The sequence below is a fragment of the Usitatibacter rugosus genome (assembly GCF_013003965.1).
GTDB lineage: Bacteria > Pseudomonadota > Gammaproteobacteria > Burkholderiales > Usitatibacteraceae > Usitatibacter > Usitatibacter rugosus.
This window is the reverse complement of record NZ_CP053069.1, coordinates 771,126-785,159: the sequence shown is the minus strand read 5'-3', so window position 1 is coordinate 785,159 and position 14,034 is coordinate 771,126. Positions and strand designations below refer to the sequence as shown.

The window sequence follows — 14,034 nt, the reverse complement described above, 5'->3', positions numbered from 1 at the left end:
AACTCCACCCGCGAAGACAAAAATAATTTCCACAAAGCAAAAGTACGTAACTCGTTCTCGTTGTCGACGAATTGCGTCAGTTTCCTGACGTATGACGGCACGTGTCGCACATGTCGACCTTATCGTGAGCGCGCGAGGGCCTCGTCGATCGCTTCGCGCCGAACGACAAGTGTCGGGGCCGACATCTCGTTTCCCATGATGCCCCGGCCGATCAGAACGACGCAGAGATCGGCAAAAGTTGCATTGGGGTCGTAGAGGGGCGGGTCGCCGCGGGGCCACCTTTCTTCCAGACGCCGCCGATACGCTCGCGTCTCGTCGCCCGCGAGCGGGACGTAGAGGAAATAGGAAATGCGGCCATCCGGGCGCCGGTACTTGTCGAGGTTTCGTTCACCACCGACGAACTCGCCGCCCTCTAGCCAGCGGTCCGAAACGCGAAGGTCACTGACGTTCTCCCATTGCGGCCCTTCGGCGACATCGACCACGCACGAGCGCACCTCGTTTCGTATATTCAGGCCCATCTTGCCGCGCAAGCGCACCAGGTCGGTCTCGCTGGACACCTCGATCTTCAGCGCGAAGGCCTGGTCCGCACGCATGCCGCTGCTGGGCGACTCCCAATGGGACTCTTCCGCAAGACTGACGACGCGCACGGACTCGAGGCGAGCGTCGACGTCCGAGACGACGCACGAGCTGAGGGACGCCGCGAGCACGGCGAGCGCGATCCGCGACCCCGCGCACCGCCCCTTTCCTCTCATGGCACGACCGTGACCTGGATGGACTCCGAGGTCGTGATCACGAATCGAGAATCCATCACGCGCAGGGCGACCGTGTGAACGCCGACCCCATCGATGAACGCAGATATCTCGAGCTCGGGTGGCGAACCGAAGTAGAGGGCAACCGACTCGCCGTTGACCAGCAATTCGACGTACAGCAAGTCGTCGTCGTCATCCCACAAGAGAGCGCGGAGCGGGAAGGACTGGCCAACCGTCGCTCCGTTCGCCGGCTCGACGATCGACACCGTGGGCGTTGCGTTGACTCGCACCTGCACCGGGGCCGAAAGGCCCACGCCGCCGCGATTGTCCGTCGCGCGGGCGGTCAGTGTGTGGAGCCCCGCCGGCACATCCGTGAGGCTCACGCTGGGGAACTGCGCGGTGGAGATTCCAACCGACACGCCGTCCAGGAAGAACTCGACGCTCACCACCGTGCCGTCGCTGTCCGCGGCGTCGGCACCGATGTCGAAGGAAGCCGGCCCCGGCGAGAAAACCTGCCCCTCGAAAGGCGTCCAGATCGACACCGTCGGTTTCGCATTCGGCGGGTCGTACGTATAGGTCAGGAAAATAGTCGTCTGGTTGCCGAGCGCGTCGATCGCGCCCAGCCGGTACTCGCGCGCGCCGATCTCGAGCGGAACCTGGAAGCTGAACGCGTTGCCGGGGATCGGCGACAAGTTGGACATTCCAACCAATACGGCCGAAGGATCGAACGCTCCCATGACGGTGATCGGCTGCGTCGTGAACGTGGCGCCGCTCGGCGGTGACAACGCCGTGAGCGACGGGCCCTCGCTGTCGAGCGTGAACGTGAGCTCGGCCGGTTGCGAGATCCGCCCATCCGCATCGACCGCTTGCGCCCTCACCGTGTGCGGGCCCTGCGAGAGCGGCGTAGCCGGCGTATGGCGCGTCTCGCCACTGACCGGATCGAAGGTGAAGGGGCCGATGCTCGCGCCGTCGAGCGTGGCGATGATCGAATACGACGCGAAGAACTCGGGCGGGAAACCACAGCTGCTTCCCGAGCACAGAGCGTCGTACCTGAACACGATCGGCGACTGGGTCTTGGTGATGGGCCCGTTGGGCGAGACGCCATGGATAGCGGGTGTGAAGTAGAGCGCAGCCCGCGAAACGGCGATCGCCCCCGCGTGATCCGCGGGCACCGTGGCAAGGCGCTGTCCGTTGCGGGAGAAGCGCGTGACGCCCCGGCGGTGGCCAATCCACAACGCCTGCGTGTCGGGATCGAAGGCCAGTGCGCGCGGATCGACCACGCCGTCGTTGCCGAGATTCTCGGATTCGAAGCGCGTGCCGTTGGCGCGGTAGCCGTGGAAAGAGTTGTCGCCCAGCACCCATAGCTCGCCCGTCTTTTCATCGAGCGAGAAGGCATTCACCTCGTGCGGCGTGTCGATCGTGCGCAGCACTTGCGAAGGATTCGCGAGGCTGCGTTGCACCAGTGCGTCGTCACCGCCCAGCCACAGGTAGCCACGGGAGCTATCGAGGGCGAGGGAGAGCGCGCGCCGCGAAGCACCGCCGAGTGCGGTGCGCGTGAGCAAGGCGCCCAGGCTGTCGTAGTGGCGCAGCTCGTCGCGGTCCGTATCGAGCACCCAGGCCGAATCGTCCGGCGCGATCGCGAGATCCGTCACCTCACCGGGCACCGAGGAGAACAGCGATCCGTCGCGAGCGAGATGGAGCAGCCGCCGATCGCTGCCGACCCATGCCGAACCGTCTTCGGCATTCACCGCGATCCGCCGGCCGTTGCCGATGTTGTCGGCGTAGGACGCGAGCGTCCGGCTGAAGACTTGCGTGCCGTCTTGGGTGTGCCGGGTGACGCGCGTCCGGGTGACGGACCACACCGCCCCGGTCATCGGGTCGATCGCGACGGCAACCGGCTCGGCAGTGGCAATGTGGCTTAAGGCAACGTTGGTCGTGGGATCGACGCGATGCAGTCCGTGGTCGTCACCGAACCAGAGCGAGGCTTGCGAGGCGGAAGCGGCGAGGAGAAGCGCGAGCGCAACGAACGTTGCGACGAGGCGTTGGATGCAAGTCATGGGCCCTCCCTGAGGACTGACCAGTCTTGTGGGACTCGGGGGCGCCACGGCTGCCGTCGCTTGGAGGACGGCTTGGATCGATTGCGGCCGGATTAAAGCACGAAAGGAAAGGCGAAAGCCACCTAGCCCGGAGGGATCGGCTGGGCGGTGCGGTCGCGCCGCAGCACCGGCGTTCCGAAGAACTCGCTGGACAGGAAGTCCTCGAGCTTTTCGTTGTCCTGCTGCCGCGCGGACAACACGATCACCTTGCCCTGCTTGTACGACTGCCAGTTGAAGTCGCCGCTGTAGTGCTCGCGGATGATCTTGATCATGCCGCGGATGAGCGCGAGCTCGACGTCGCCGCCCACTCCCGCGTCGACCTCGATGACCTGCCGCCATCGCTTCGACACATCGGGCTTCCAGCCGTTGAACGCGAACTCCGCCGTGCGCTGGCCCTTCCGCAGGATCTGGAACACGCCGCTCGTTCCCTCCGAGCCTTGCGCGAGCGAGCCCAGGTTGCGCTGGATGGCCTGGTCCGCGGAGGACTGTGGCAGCAACGGCCCCTGGTCGCGCCTCTGCGCGAAGGCGAGCGCCTCGTGCTCCGTCGACTGGCGCTGCGCGCGCCGCGCCGCGATGAGCGAAGCCATGTCCATCGCGGGCTGCGGCGGCGCCGTGGGCGACGGAATGGTCTGGGTCGCGGGAGGCGAGGAGGTCTGGGGCGCCGTCGTCGAGGGCCGCGGCGAAGTGGCCGCGACACGCGGCGCCTTCGGCTCGGGGGCGGGCGCCTTGGGGGACTCCGGCGCCTGGATCGGCGTGGTCAGCGGCGTGGGCGCCGGCGTGGGCGCGTTCACGATCACGACGGACATCGGCGACTTCGTGGTCCCGCCGATCGCCTGCTCGAGCGTGCGGTCGCGGCTCGGGATCGCGACGATCGCAGCGTGGAAGAGGATCGACGCGATGACGGCGACCCAACCGCGCCGGATTGAACGCTCGGCGTCCTTCCTACGCGCGTCGAAGGATGACCACATTGCCCGCAACCGACACGGCGATGCCGACCCACGTGAGCGCGTGCCAGCGGAAGTCCTCGAACGCGGCGGAGATGACGAGCGCCACGATCGGCACCATCACGCCGATGTACCCCGAGCGTGCCGGGCCGATGCGCCCGAGCAGCGTGAGGAAACCCGCGAAGGCGAGGATCGAGCCGAGCACCACGAGGTAGAGCAGCGAGAGCACGTACGCGGGCGTGGCCTCGAAGCCGAAGCCCTTGCCCGCCGCGAGCGTCCACGCCGCCGAGAAAACCGATCCATAGAGCATGCCCCAGGCCATTCCTTGCCAGACCGGGATCTTCGCGTCGTGGTTCCTGTGGGCCACCATGTTTCCGAACGTCGAGAGCAGGACCGCAAGCCCCGTGAAGATCGCGCCGGCCACCGGATTGGCGCCCTGGCTGAAGTGCGCGAACTCGGGCCAGAACACGAGCGTGATGCCGGCGATGCCCAGCACCGAGCCCAGCGCCATCTTGCGCGTCATCGGCGTGCCGAAGAAGGCGCGCTGGCCGAGCATGCCCAGCAGCGGGCTCGCGGAGTAACCGACCGCCACCAGGCCCGAGACGATGCGCTGCTCCGCGTAGTACACGCAGATGTAGCTCACGCTGAACATGAGGATGCCGAAGAGCGCCATCCACAGGTGCTCGCGCGCCGGATAGCGCAGCGGCAAGCGGCGCGCCGCGCAATAGGCGAACAGCAGCAGCGAGGCCAGCAGGAAGCGATAGGTGACGCTCGCCTCGGGCTCGACGCTACCGAGCTGGTACGTGATGGCGAGCCAGGTCGAGCCCCAGATCGCGACGCAGCCGACGAAAAGCTGGAGGTTCGACACCTACTTCGCGAGCCCCACCTGGTCGAGGACGAACGAGTACGTGAACGCGAGCTCCTTCAGCGCGTCGTAGCGGCCGGAGGCTCCGCCGTGGCCGGCCTCCATGATCGTCTTCAGCAGCACGACGCTCTTGTCCGTCTTCAGGTCGCGGAGCTTCGCGACGTACTTCGCGGGCTCCCAGTACATCACCTGGCTGTCGTTCAGCGAGGTCTCGATCAACATTGCCGGGTAGGCGCCCTTCTTCATGTTGTCGTAGGGCGAGTACGAGCGCATGTACTGGTAGTAGGTCTTCACGTTCGGGTTGCCCCACTCGAGGTACTCGCCGACCGTGAGCGGCAGCGAGGCGTCGAGCATGGTGCTCATCACGTCCACGAACGGCACCTGCGAGACGACGGCCTTGAAGAGATCGGGACGCATGTTGGTCACCGCGCCCATCAGCAGGCCGCCGGCGCTCCCGCCCTGGATCACCAGCTTGTCCGGCGCGGTCCAGCCCTTCTTCACGAGGAAGTCGGCGGAGTCCACGAAGTCGGTAAAGGTGTGCTTCTTCTTCAGCAGCTTGCCGTCGTCGTACCAGAGCTTGCCGCGATCGCCGCCGCCGCGGATGTGCGCGATGGCGTAGACCATCCCGCGGTCCAGCAGCGAGATGCGCGAGGAGCGGAAGTTCGGATCCATCGGGATGCCGTACGAGCCGTAGCCGTAGAGCAGCAGTGGCTGCGGGCCGTTTCTCAGCGACTTCTTGTAGACGATGGAAATCGGCACCTTCGTGCCGTCCTTCGCCGTGGCGACGAGCTGCTCCGAAGCATATTGGGACGGATCGTAGCCGCCCAGCACCGGCTGCTGCTTGAGGAGCTTCTTCTCGCGCTTGCCGATGTCGTAGTCGTACCAGGAGCGCGGCGTGACCATGCTCTCGTAGACGAAGCGGTACGTGCCCGTGTCGTATTCCGGGTTCACGCTGCCGCTCGTCTGGTACACCTGCTCCGGCACCTCGAGGTAGTGCGACTTGCCCGAGGCGAAGTCGAACACGCGAAGCTTCAGCAGCCCGTTGTCGCGCTCCTGGGCCACCCAGAAGTCGCGGAACATGTCGATGTCCTCGACCATCACGAGCTGGCGCGGGGCGACGACCTGCTTCCAGTTCTTCTGGCCCGGCGCGGTGACCGCCGTGCGCACGACGCGGAAGTTCTTGCCCTTGTCGTTGGTGCGGATGAAGAAGTCGCCGTCGTGGTGGTCCACGAAGTACTCGTGGCCCTTCTTGCGCTTCTCGATCACCTGCAGTGGCGCGGTGGGCGTGTCGGAAGGCACGACCAGGACTTCCGTCGTGTCCTTCGCCTGCGAGAGCATCACGATGTACTTCTCGCTGCGCGTCTCGCCCACGCCGATGTCGTAGAGCTCGTCCTTCTCCTCGTAGACGAGCGTGCTGTCCTTGTCGCCGAGCACGTGGCGATGGAGACGATAGCTGCGCTTGTTCTCGGGATGCTCCTCGACGTAGAAGAGCGTCTTGCCGTCGGCGGCCCAGGTGGCGGACGTGACGCGCTCGATGCGCTCCGTCGAGAGGGTGCCGGTGGCGAGGTCCTTCACGTGCAGCGTGTACTGGCGGAAGCCGGTGAAGTCGACCGTGTAGGCGAGCTTCGTCTGGTCGGGGCTGAGATCCATCAGGCCCACGGACGTGAACTTCTTGCCCTCGGCGAGCACGTTCACGTCGAGGATCACTTCCTCCGGTGCCTCCATCGTGCCCTTGCGGCGGCAATAGATCGGGTACTGCTTGCCCTCGACCTCGCGCTGGTAGTACCAGTAGCCCTTGCGGCGGTAGGGAACGCTCTCGTCCGTTTCCTTGATGCGCGAGAGCATCTCCTTGTAGAGCCGGTCCTGGAAGCCCTCGAGCGGCTTCATCACCGCTTCGCGGTAGGCGTTCTCCGCCTTCAGGTAGTCGATGGTCGCCGCGTTGTCCTTCTCGCGCAGCCAGAAGTAGTTGTCCACCCGGCGGTCGCCGAATTTGGTCATCACCTTCGGCTTCTTCTCGGCGGAGGGCGGCTTTGCGGCGGTGGGATCGATCGTCTGGGCCATGAGGGGGAGAGCGGCGCAAAGAAGCAACGCGCCAAGCGCACGGTGGATAGGCATGGGGAACAAATTCGGAGGAGGATGCGAATTATAAGGTCAACGCGGGTCCCCCGCCGCCGTTAGACATCCAGGTGGCCGCCTGCTTTCCAACTCGTACCGGAGGTTTACATGAAGCTGACTCTCGCCGCGCTCGCATTGCTCGCGGCGCTCCCCGCCGCGGCGCAATCGCCCGCGCCCGCCAACCCCGACGCCCGCACCGAGCTGGCCGCCCCCGCCAAGACCGCTCCCGCGGCCAAGGCCAAGGCGGCACCCAAGGCGGCGCCCGCGGATGCCACCAAGACGGCGGCGGCGGATCCGAAGCAAAAAGCCAAGAAGAAAAAGGCGAAGAAGAAGCCCGCGCCCAAGCCCGCGCAGGCTTAATCCCGGTATCGCGGCTCGCGGGCGCGGCGCTGCAGGGAGCGCCAAGCCCTTCTTCACGAGCCGCGACCCCGCCCTCCCCGGGTAAAATGGGCGGATGTTCGCCGTTTCACCCGCTCCCACCGCCGCTTCCGCCCTCGAGGACCTCGCTGGCCTGGCGCGAGCCCTCCTGGAAGGCGAGCGGGACGCCACCGCCAACGCGGCCAACCTCTCGGCACTGATCTTCCACACCCTGCCCGAGCTCAACTGGGCCGGCTTCTACTGGATGAAGGGTGGGGAGCTGGTGCTGGGCCCGTTCCAGGGCAAGCCGGCGTGCGTGCGCATCGCGCTCGGCAAGGGCGTGTGCGGCACGGCCGCGCAGCAGAAGCGCACCGTCGTCGTCCCCGACGTGCACGCGTTCCCCGGGCACATCGCCTGCGACAGCGCTTCCAACAGCGAGGTCGTCGTCCCCGTGATGAAGGGCGGGCGCGTCATCGGCGTGCTGGATGTGGATAGCCCCAGGCTCGCGCGCTTCGGTGACGCCGAAGCGAAGGCCCTCGAGGAAGTCGCCCGCATCTTCGTGGAGTCGTCCGACCTCGACTGAGGCGCGCGTGACCCTCCGCTCACTCCTCGTCGATTTCAACTCCTACTTCGCTTCCGTCGAGCAGCAGGTCGAGCCGCGGCTGCGCGGCAAGCCGCTGGGTGTCGTGCCGATGCTGGCCGATACCACGGTGTGCATCGCGGCGAGCGTCGAGGCCAAGCAGTTCGGCGTGAAAACCGGCACCAAGGTCGGCGATGCGAAGAAGATGTGCCCCGGCATCGAGTTCGTCGTCGCGCGCCACGAGCTCTATATCGATTTCCACCACCGCGCGGTCGCGACCGTCGATTCCATCGTCCCGGTGCGCGCGGTCCTTTCCATCGACGAGATGGACTGCGAGCTCACCGGCCGCTGGAGCGATCCCGCATTCGCGATGGATATCGCGGTGAAGGTGAAGGCCGCGCTTCGCCGCGACATCGGCGAATGCCTTCGCACCTCCATCGGCATCGGGCCCAACACGTTCATCGCCAAGACGGCCTCGGACATGGTGAAGCCCGACGGCCTGGTGATGATCCAGAAGTCGGAGCTGCCCGAACGCCTGTTCGACCTTCCCGTGCGCGCCCTCTCCGGCGTCGGCAAGCAGATGGAGAAGCGGCTCCACGAGCACAACATCCGCACCGTGCGCGATCTCGCCGCGCGATCGAAGGACGAGCTGCACTCCGTCTGGGGCGGCATCGGCGGCCACATCATGTACGACCGCATCCGCGGCGAGGCCATCGCCAACCGCGAGACCGAGACGGGTTCCATCTCGCACTCGAGCGTGCTGGGGCCCGAGGGGCGCAACGACGAGAACGCCTTCGCGGTCCTCAACCGCCTCACCCAGAAGGCCGCTATGCGCCTTCGCAAGGCCGGCTTCTACGCCGGGCGGATGACCCTCGACCTCAAGTACATCGACGGCGGCCACTGGGGCAAGGACATGCGCCTCGTGGACACACAGGACACCGTCGCCTTCCTCCACGTGCTGGAGAAGCTCTGGTCGGAGCGCCCGAAGCGCAAGCGCACGATCCTCAAGGTCGGCATGGCCTTCTCCGATTTCGTCTCGGAGCAGGATCACACCGGCTCGCTCTTCGCCTCCGAGGACCGATCGAAGTCACTCTACAAGGCGCTCGATTCGCTCAACGTCCGTTTCGGCAAGCAGGCCGTGTACTTCGCGAGCGCACACAAGGCTCGTGACCGCGGCGGCATGCACATCGCCTTCAACCACATCCCCGATCCCAAGACGGATAAGTGAAGGTTGGCAGGCAGAATAGGGAAGAGCGAGGAAGGGGAGGAAAAGATGAAAGATGACGTCGTCGTGATAACTGGCGCCTCGAAGGGCATCGGCGCCGAGCTCGCGGAGCAGCTTGCGGCTCGTGGCGCATCGCTGTCACTGGCAGCGAGGAACAACGAGGAACTCGAGGCCATCGCGGTTCGCTGCCGCGCCAAGGGCGCGAAGGTCATTGCCGTGAAGGCCGACGTCGGCGTCGAGGCCGACTGCAAGGCGATGGTCGACGCGACCATCGCCGCCTTCGGCCGCATCGACACGCTCGTGAACAACGCCGGCGCCACCATGTGGGCGCGCTTCGAGGACATCGGCGACATGTCGATCCTGCAGCGGATCATGCAGGTGAACTACATGGGTGCGGTGTACTGCACGCATTACGCCCTCCCCCACCTCAAGGCATCGAAGGGCCGGCTGGTGGGTGTCTCCTCGCTCGCAGGCCGCACGGGCGTCCCGACGCGCACCGGGTACGCGGCGAGCAAGCACGCGATGACGGGCTTCTTCGATTCGCTGCGCATCGAACTGGACGGCTCCGGCGTCACCGTCACGATGATCTACCCGGGCTTCGTCTCCACCGGCATCCGCGAGAACGCGAGCGGCCCCGACGGCAAGCCCATCGCCGTGAGCCCGGTGAAGGAAGGCGAGGTCATGGGCGTGGAGGAATGCGCGCGCATCATCGTCGAAGCGATGCAAACCCGGAAGCGCGAAGTGATCATGACCGCACGCGGTAAAATAGGACTTTGGCTGAAGCTCGTCGCCCCGGGGATGATCGACCGGATCGCCAAGCGCGCCATCGAAACGGGACGCTGATGGACCTCCACGTCTGGCTCACCTACTTCCTCGCCGCCATCGTGCTCTCGCTCACGCCGGGGCCGGGCGTCTTCTCGAGCATCCGCAGCGGCCTGCACCATGGCGTGCGGCTCGGTGCGTGGAACGCGGTCGGCATGCAAGTGGCGAACATGATCCACGTCACCATCGTGGCCGTCGGCCTGGGCGCCCTGCTGCTGGCCTCCGAGACGCTCTTCACCGTAATCAAGTGGCTGGGCGTGGCGTACCTGATCTACCTGGGCATCGTCACCTGGCGCTCGGAGCCGAAGCGCTTCGAGGACGAACCGGATGCGGATACGACCGTGCGAGCGGTCTTCCTGCACGGCTTCCTCGTGAACCTCACCAACCCGAAGGGCATCATCTTCTTCGTGGCGATCCTGCCGCAGTTCATCGACGTCACGCGCCCGGTCGCGCTGCAGTACACGGTGCTCGCGATCACGACGTTCCTCGTGGACCTCGTGATCATGATCGGCTACACCGCGCTCGCCGCTCGCGTGCTGCGCGTGATGAAGGACCAATCGAAGCTCCGCTGGGTGAACCGCGGGCTGGGCGGCCTCTTCGTGGCCACCGGCCTCGCGCTCGCCAGCTTCCGCCGCGCGGCGCACGCCGCGCCCTGAATTCCCGAAGGTCCATTCCCATCCACAACGAGGAGAAGCACACATGACGATCAAGGTCGGCGACCGCCTGCCCGAGGGCACGCTGCAGGAATTCATCGAGGTCGAAGGCAACGGCTGCACCATCGGCCCCAACACCTTCAAGGTCGAGGACATGGTGAAGGGCAAGAAGATCGCGGTGTTCGCGCTGCCCGGCGCCTTCACGCCCACCTGCTCGGCGAAGCACGTGCCGAGCTACCTCACGAACCTGGACGCGCTGAAGGGCAAGGGCGTGGACGAGGTGTGGTGCATCTCGGTGAACGACGCCTTCGTGATGGGCGCGTGGTCGAAGGACCAGAAGGCCGGCGGCAAGATCCGCTTCATGGCCGACGGCAGCGCCGACTACACGAAGAAGCTCGGCCTCACGCTCGACCTCACGGCGCGCGGCCTGGGTGTGCGCAGCAACCGCTACTCGATGCTCGTGGAAGACGGCGTCGTGAAGACGCTCAACGTCGAAGGTCCGGGCAAGTTCGAAGTGTCCGACGGCGCCACGATGCTGAAGCAGGCCTAGGCGAAGACAACCATGGTCTGCCGGCCGAGGGCCACCGGCAGGCCGCCTGGACCCCACAGCACGAGCGACTGGCTCGTGTAGCCCCCACCGGCCGAGGTCATCTGCGCATCGATGCGCCAGCCGGTGAGCGGCAGCGCGCTCACGTCGTCGGCCAGCAGCTCCAGCATCCACGTGAGCGATGCCGCCGCGACGCGTTCCTTCAGGAACGACAGCGCAATCGGTGGAATGAAGTCGGCCATCGCCACCACGTGCGCCTCGGTGGCGGGACCGCTGTCGCGCATGCCGAGCTCGATCACGTTGACCGGATTCGCGGCCCCCGTGAACGGAAGGTTGCCCGCGAGCCAGCGCGCGTCGAAGTGCTGCGTGAAGTTGGGCACGATGCCCGGCAGGCGCAGCAGCTCGATCGCGGGCCCCGTGGGCGGGGCGGGTGCCGCAGGTTGTGTGGGATGAAGCGTCACCGCCGAATCTCGCCCGACGCCAAAGACACCGATCAGGAGCGCGAGCGTGGTGTCGCCGTCCACCAGCCGGCCTTCGACATGCATCGTGTTCTTGCTGCTGCGAAGCACCCGAGCCCTGGCCTGCACGCGGCCGCCCGGCACCGGCGCGAGGAACGTGACCTGCAGGCTTCGGAGCGCCCACGCGGGCGCCAGCGTGCGCATGGCCGCCAGCGCGATCGCGGCTTGCAGGCCACCGAAGAGCGTCCTCCCCTGTAGCCAGTCCTCCGGCACGTCGACGCTCGCTGCCCCCTCGCCCAAGGCAATTCCGGCGAGCAGCTTCGAATACGGCGTGACGGCCATCAGTTCGAGAACAGCACGAGCAGGATGAAGATCCCGATCACCACCGCGATGGTCAGCATCGTCACCTTCACCCACGACGTCGGACTGTCGCCGGAGACCTCGCCGGTCTGCCCGTTCACGAGGAAACGGAAGACCTTGTCGCGGTAGCGGTACGCCGAGATCCACACCGGCAGCAGCACGTGCTTGAACGTCACGTTCGAGTACTGGGTGGACACCTGGTGCACCCTCTGCTGGTCGCCGCCGATGTCGCGCCGTATCAACCCGTACACGGTGGCGTCGATGTCCTCCTTCGCGATCGGGAAGCCTTCGGAGAGGCCGACCTGGTAGGCCTCGGCGCGAAAGCCGCCCACGAACTCCGGCTGGTACGGCACGAGGCCCTTCAAATTCCACGCGGTCGCCGCGCCGTGCATCGTCCGTGGCAGCGAGTGCGAAGCCATCACGATCACGTCGTCGTGGAAAGCCTCCACGCTTCCCGAGACCGCGGACCAGCGCGTGTGCTTGCGGCGCTGCGTCGACACCGACGTGCGGCCCTGCGAGTCGGTGGTCTCGACCCGCTCGTCCGTGTAGTAGTCCTCGCCGCGCTCGCCGGTGTAGTGCGTGGCGGTGTTGCAGTCGTAGGTCCAGTACGGGAGATAGAGGCCCGTCATCCCCGCGTCGCTTTGCGCATAGCGCTTGAGGTCGTTGGGCGCCAGCCACAGCGACTTCACCCAGCGGCGGAATTCGTCCTGCGCTCGCTTGTGGTCGACCTGGAAGGGAACGATCGCCTTCGGCTTGATGCGCCGCGCCGCGTAGCCCTTCGAGACGATCGGCGAGCTGCAGAACGTGCACGCCGAGGCGAAGAGGTTGTCGCCCAGAGTTTGCTCGGCGCCGCACTTGGCGCACTTGACCGTCTCGGCCTGCACCATCTCCTCGCGGCCCTCGAGGGCCTTGAGGTAGGTGTCGAACGGCAACTCCTCGACGCGGGTGTCATCCGCCTCGATCTCGTTGGCCGTCCCGCAGAACTCGCACTTGAGGGTGCGCGTGCCGGGCGCGAAGGACAGCTTCGCCCCGCAGCCTCCGCACGGGAAGGTGCGGATGAAGTCGGCTTCGGGGCGATCCTGCGTTCGCGCTTCGCTGCTGTCCGCTTCGCTCACGCGGCGGGCGGCACCGGCGGCGGCGTGCTGGCGAAGAGACCTTGCAGCTCGGGCACCTCGCCCGCTTTCGACCATTGCGCCATGCCCGCGCGCCACACCAGCGAATCGCGGCGCAGCGTCCCGCTCGCGACCTGCTGCTGCAGGGTTCCGAGCTCGAAGGGCCCGGTCTGCTGCTGGCCGACCGCGACGTGGAAGGACGGAGCGCCGCCGGGAATCGGGGGCGGCATGCCGCCGCCCGCATGGCCGCCCATCGCGCCACCCATGGCGTTCATCATCTGCGCGCCCATCGCCACACCGGCGCCAAGGCCCACGGCAGCGCCTGCGGCACCGCCGGGATTGTTGGCGGCATCCCGGATCGCACCGGCCGACTCGTACTTCATGAGGTTGTCGAGGTTGCCCACGGCAGCCATCGCGCCGCGCTTGTCCATCGCCTTCTCGACTTCCTCGGGCAGGCCGATGTCCTGCACCTGCACTTCGAGGAGCTCCAGGCCGAAGCCATCGAAGTCCGGCGTGAGGCGATCGCGCAGGCGCGTGCCCATCTCGGTGACCTTGGCTTCCATCTCGATCACGGGAATGCCGAGCTCCGGCATGACTTCCTTGATGCGCGTGCCGATCTTGCCGCGGAGGTTCGCCTGGATCTCGTCCAGCGTGAAGCGCCCGTCGGTGCCGACCAGGTCGACCACGAACTTGCCGGCGTCCTTCACGCGGATCGAATACAGGCCGAAGGCGGTGGCGCGGATCATCCCGAAATCCTTGTCGCGCATCATCGCCGGGCCGGGCGTGCCCCACTTCAAGTCCGTGAACTTGCGCGTGGAGACGAAGTAGACCTCCGCCTTGAACGGGCTGTTGAAGCCGTACTTCCAGCCCCGCAGCGTGGCGAGGATGGGCATGTTCTGCGTGTTCAGGGTGTGCGTGCCGGGCTTGTAGACGTCGGCGAGCTGGCCCTCGTTGATGAAGACGGCCACCTGCCCTTCCCTCACGACGAGCTGCGCTCCGTACTTGATCTCGTTCTGGTAGCGCTCGAAGCGGTAGGCGAGCGTGTCGTTGGTGTCGTCCAGCCACTCGACGATGTCGACCAGTTCCTGCTTCAGCTTGTCCCACAGTGCCATGGCGAAAAGGTTCCTTTCAGGGCGTCATGCCGGCGGGGG

14 protein-coding genes are annotated in these 14,034 nt (G+C 66.4%); 6 read left to right on the top strand and 8 right to left on the bottom strand.

From position 1 onward, the window contains the following. Positions 1–119 precede the first annotated feature (119 nt). The 5 genes from DSM104443_RS04045 to DSM104443_RS04025 all read right to left on the bottom strand — a co-directional run bounded on the left by DSM104443_RS04045 (position 120) and on the right by DSM104443_RS04025 (position 6,769). Positions 120–752, bottom strand: coding sequence for a hypothetical protein (locus tag DSM104443_RS04045; protein ID WP_171089695.1), 633 nt, complete (start codon positions 750–752; stop codon positions 120–122). Continuing rightward, positions 749–2,806, bottom strand: a complete 2,058-nt coding sequence (locus DSM104443_RS04040; protein WP_171089693.1) for an Ig-like domain-containing protein — start codon at positions 2,804–2,806, stop codon at positions 749–751. Before DSM104443_RS04040 ends, DSM104443_RS04045 begins: the two co-directional genes overlap by 4 nt. Before the next feature lie 122 nt (positions 2,807–2,928). Beyond that, positions 2,929–3,813 carry an RAD23 family protein gene (locus DSM104443_RS04035; RefSeq protein ID WP_171089691.1) on the bottom strand — a complete coding sequence of 295 codons (885 nt, stop codon included), beginning with the start codon at positions 3,811–3,813 and terminating at the stop codon, positions 2,929–2,931. Further along, entirely contained in the window at positions 3,788–4,657 is an 870-nt protein-coding gene (locus tag DSM104443_RS04030; RefSeq protein ID WP_171089689.1) for a DMT family transporter, read from the bottom strand. Before DSM104443_RS04030 ends, DSM104443_RS04035 begins: the two co-directional genes overlap by 26 nt. Next, positions 4,658–6,769: a S9 family peptidase gene (locus DSM104443_RS04025; RefSeq protein WP_212756929.1), complete on the bottom strand. Its 2,112-nt coding sequence runs from the start codon at positions 6,767–6,769 to the stop codon at positions 4,658–4,660. It abuts the gene before it with no gap. A gap of 108 nt (positions 6,770–6,877) precedes the next feature. Here DSM104443_RS04025 and DSM104443_RS04020 point away from each other — a divergent pair, with 108 nt between their 5' ends. The 6 genes from DSM104443_RS04020 (at position 6,878) to DSM104443_RS03995 (ending at position 10,956) form a co-directional block, all read left to right on the top strand. Further along, entirely contained in the window at positions 6,878–7,129 is a 252-nt protein-coding gene (locus DSM104443_RS04020; RefSeq protein ID WP_171089686.1) for a hypothetical protein, read from the top strand. 94 nt (positions 7,130–7,223) lie between these two features. Continuing rightward, positions 7,224–7,709, top strand: a complete 486-nt coding sequence (locus tag DSM104443_RS04015) for a GAF domain-containing protein (RefSeq protein ID WP_171089684.1) — start codon at positions 7,224–7,226, stop codon at positions 7,707–7,709. A 7-nt stretch (positions 7,710–7,716) separates the two neighbouring features. Then, positions 7,717–8,934: a DNA polymerase Y family protein gene (locus DSM104443_RS04010; protein WP_171089682.1), complete on the top strand. Its 1,218-nt coding sequence runs from the start codon at positions 7,717–7,719 to the stop codon at positions 8,932–8,934. Between the two features lie 45 nt (positions 8,935–8,979). Then, positions 8,980–9,774, top strand: a complete 795-nt coding sequence (locus DSM104443_RS04005; protein WP_171089680.1) for an SDR family oxidoreductase — start codon at positions 8,980–8,982, stop codon at positions 9,772–9,774. Next, a complete protein-coding gene (locus tag DSM104443_RS04000; RefSeq protein ID WP_171089678.1) occupies positions 9,774–10,409 on the top strand; it encodes a LysE family transporter in 636 nt (211 codons plus the stop codon). Before DSM104443_RS04005 ends, DSM104443_RS04000 begins: the two co-directional genes overlap by 1 nt. Before the next feature lie 43 nt (positions 10,410–10,452). Continuing rightward, a complete protein-coding gene (locus DSM104443_RS03995; protein WP_171089677.1) occupies positions 10,453–10,956 on the top strand; it encodes a peroxiredoxin in 504 nt (167 codons plus the stop codon). Here DSM104443_RS03995 and DSM104443_RS03990 read toward each other — a convergent pair. The 3 genes from DSM104443_RS03990 to DSM104443_RS03980 are packed head-to-tail and all read right to left on the bottom strand — an operon-like array spanning position 10,953 to position 13,995. Further along, positions 10,953–11,753 (bottom strand): thioesterase family protein, encoded by an 801-nt coding sequence (locus tag DSM104443_RS03990; RefSeq protein ID WP_171089675.1) that lies wholly within the window; start codon positions 11,751–11,753, stop codon positions 10,953–10,955. The genes DSM104443_RS03995 and DSM104443_RS03990 overlap by 4 nt on opposite strands. Beyond that, a complete protein-coding gene (locus DSM104443_RS03985) occupies positions 11,753–12,886 on the bottom strand; it encodes a TFIIB-type zinc ribbon-containing protein (RefSeq protein WP_171089672.1) in 1,134 nt (377 codons plus the stop codon). The genes DSM104443_RS03990 and DSM104443_RS03985 overlap by 1 nt, the downstream gene beginning before the upstream one ends. Then, entirely contained in the window at positions 12,883–13,995 is a 1,113-nt protein-coding gene (locus DSM104443_RS03980; RefSeq protein ID WP_171089670.1) for an SPFH domain-containing protein, read from the bottom strand. The genes DSM104443_RS03985 and DSM104443_RS03980 overlap by 4 nt, the downstream gene beginning before the upstream one ends. Positions 13,996–14,034: the final 39 nt, after the last annotated feature.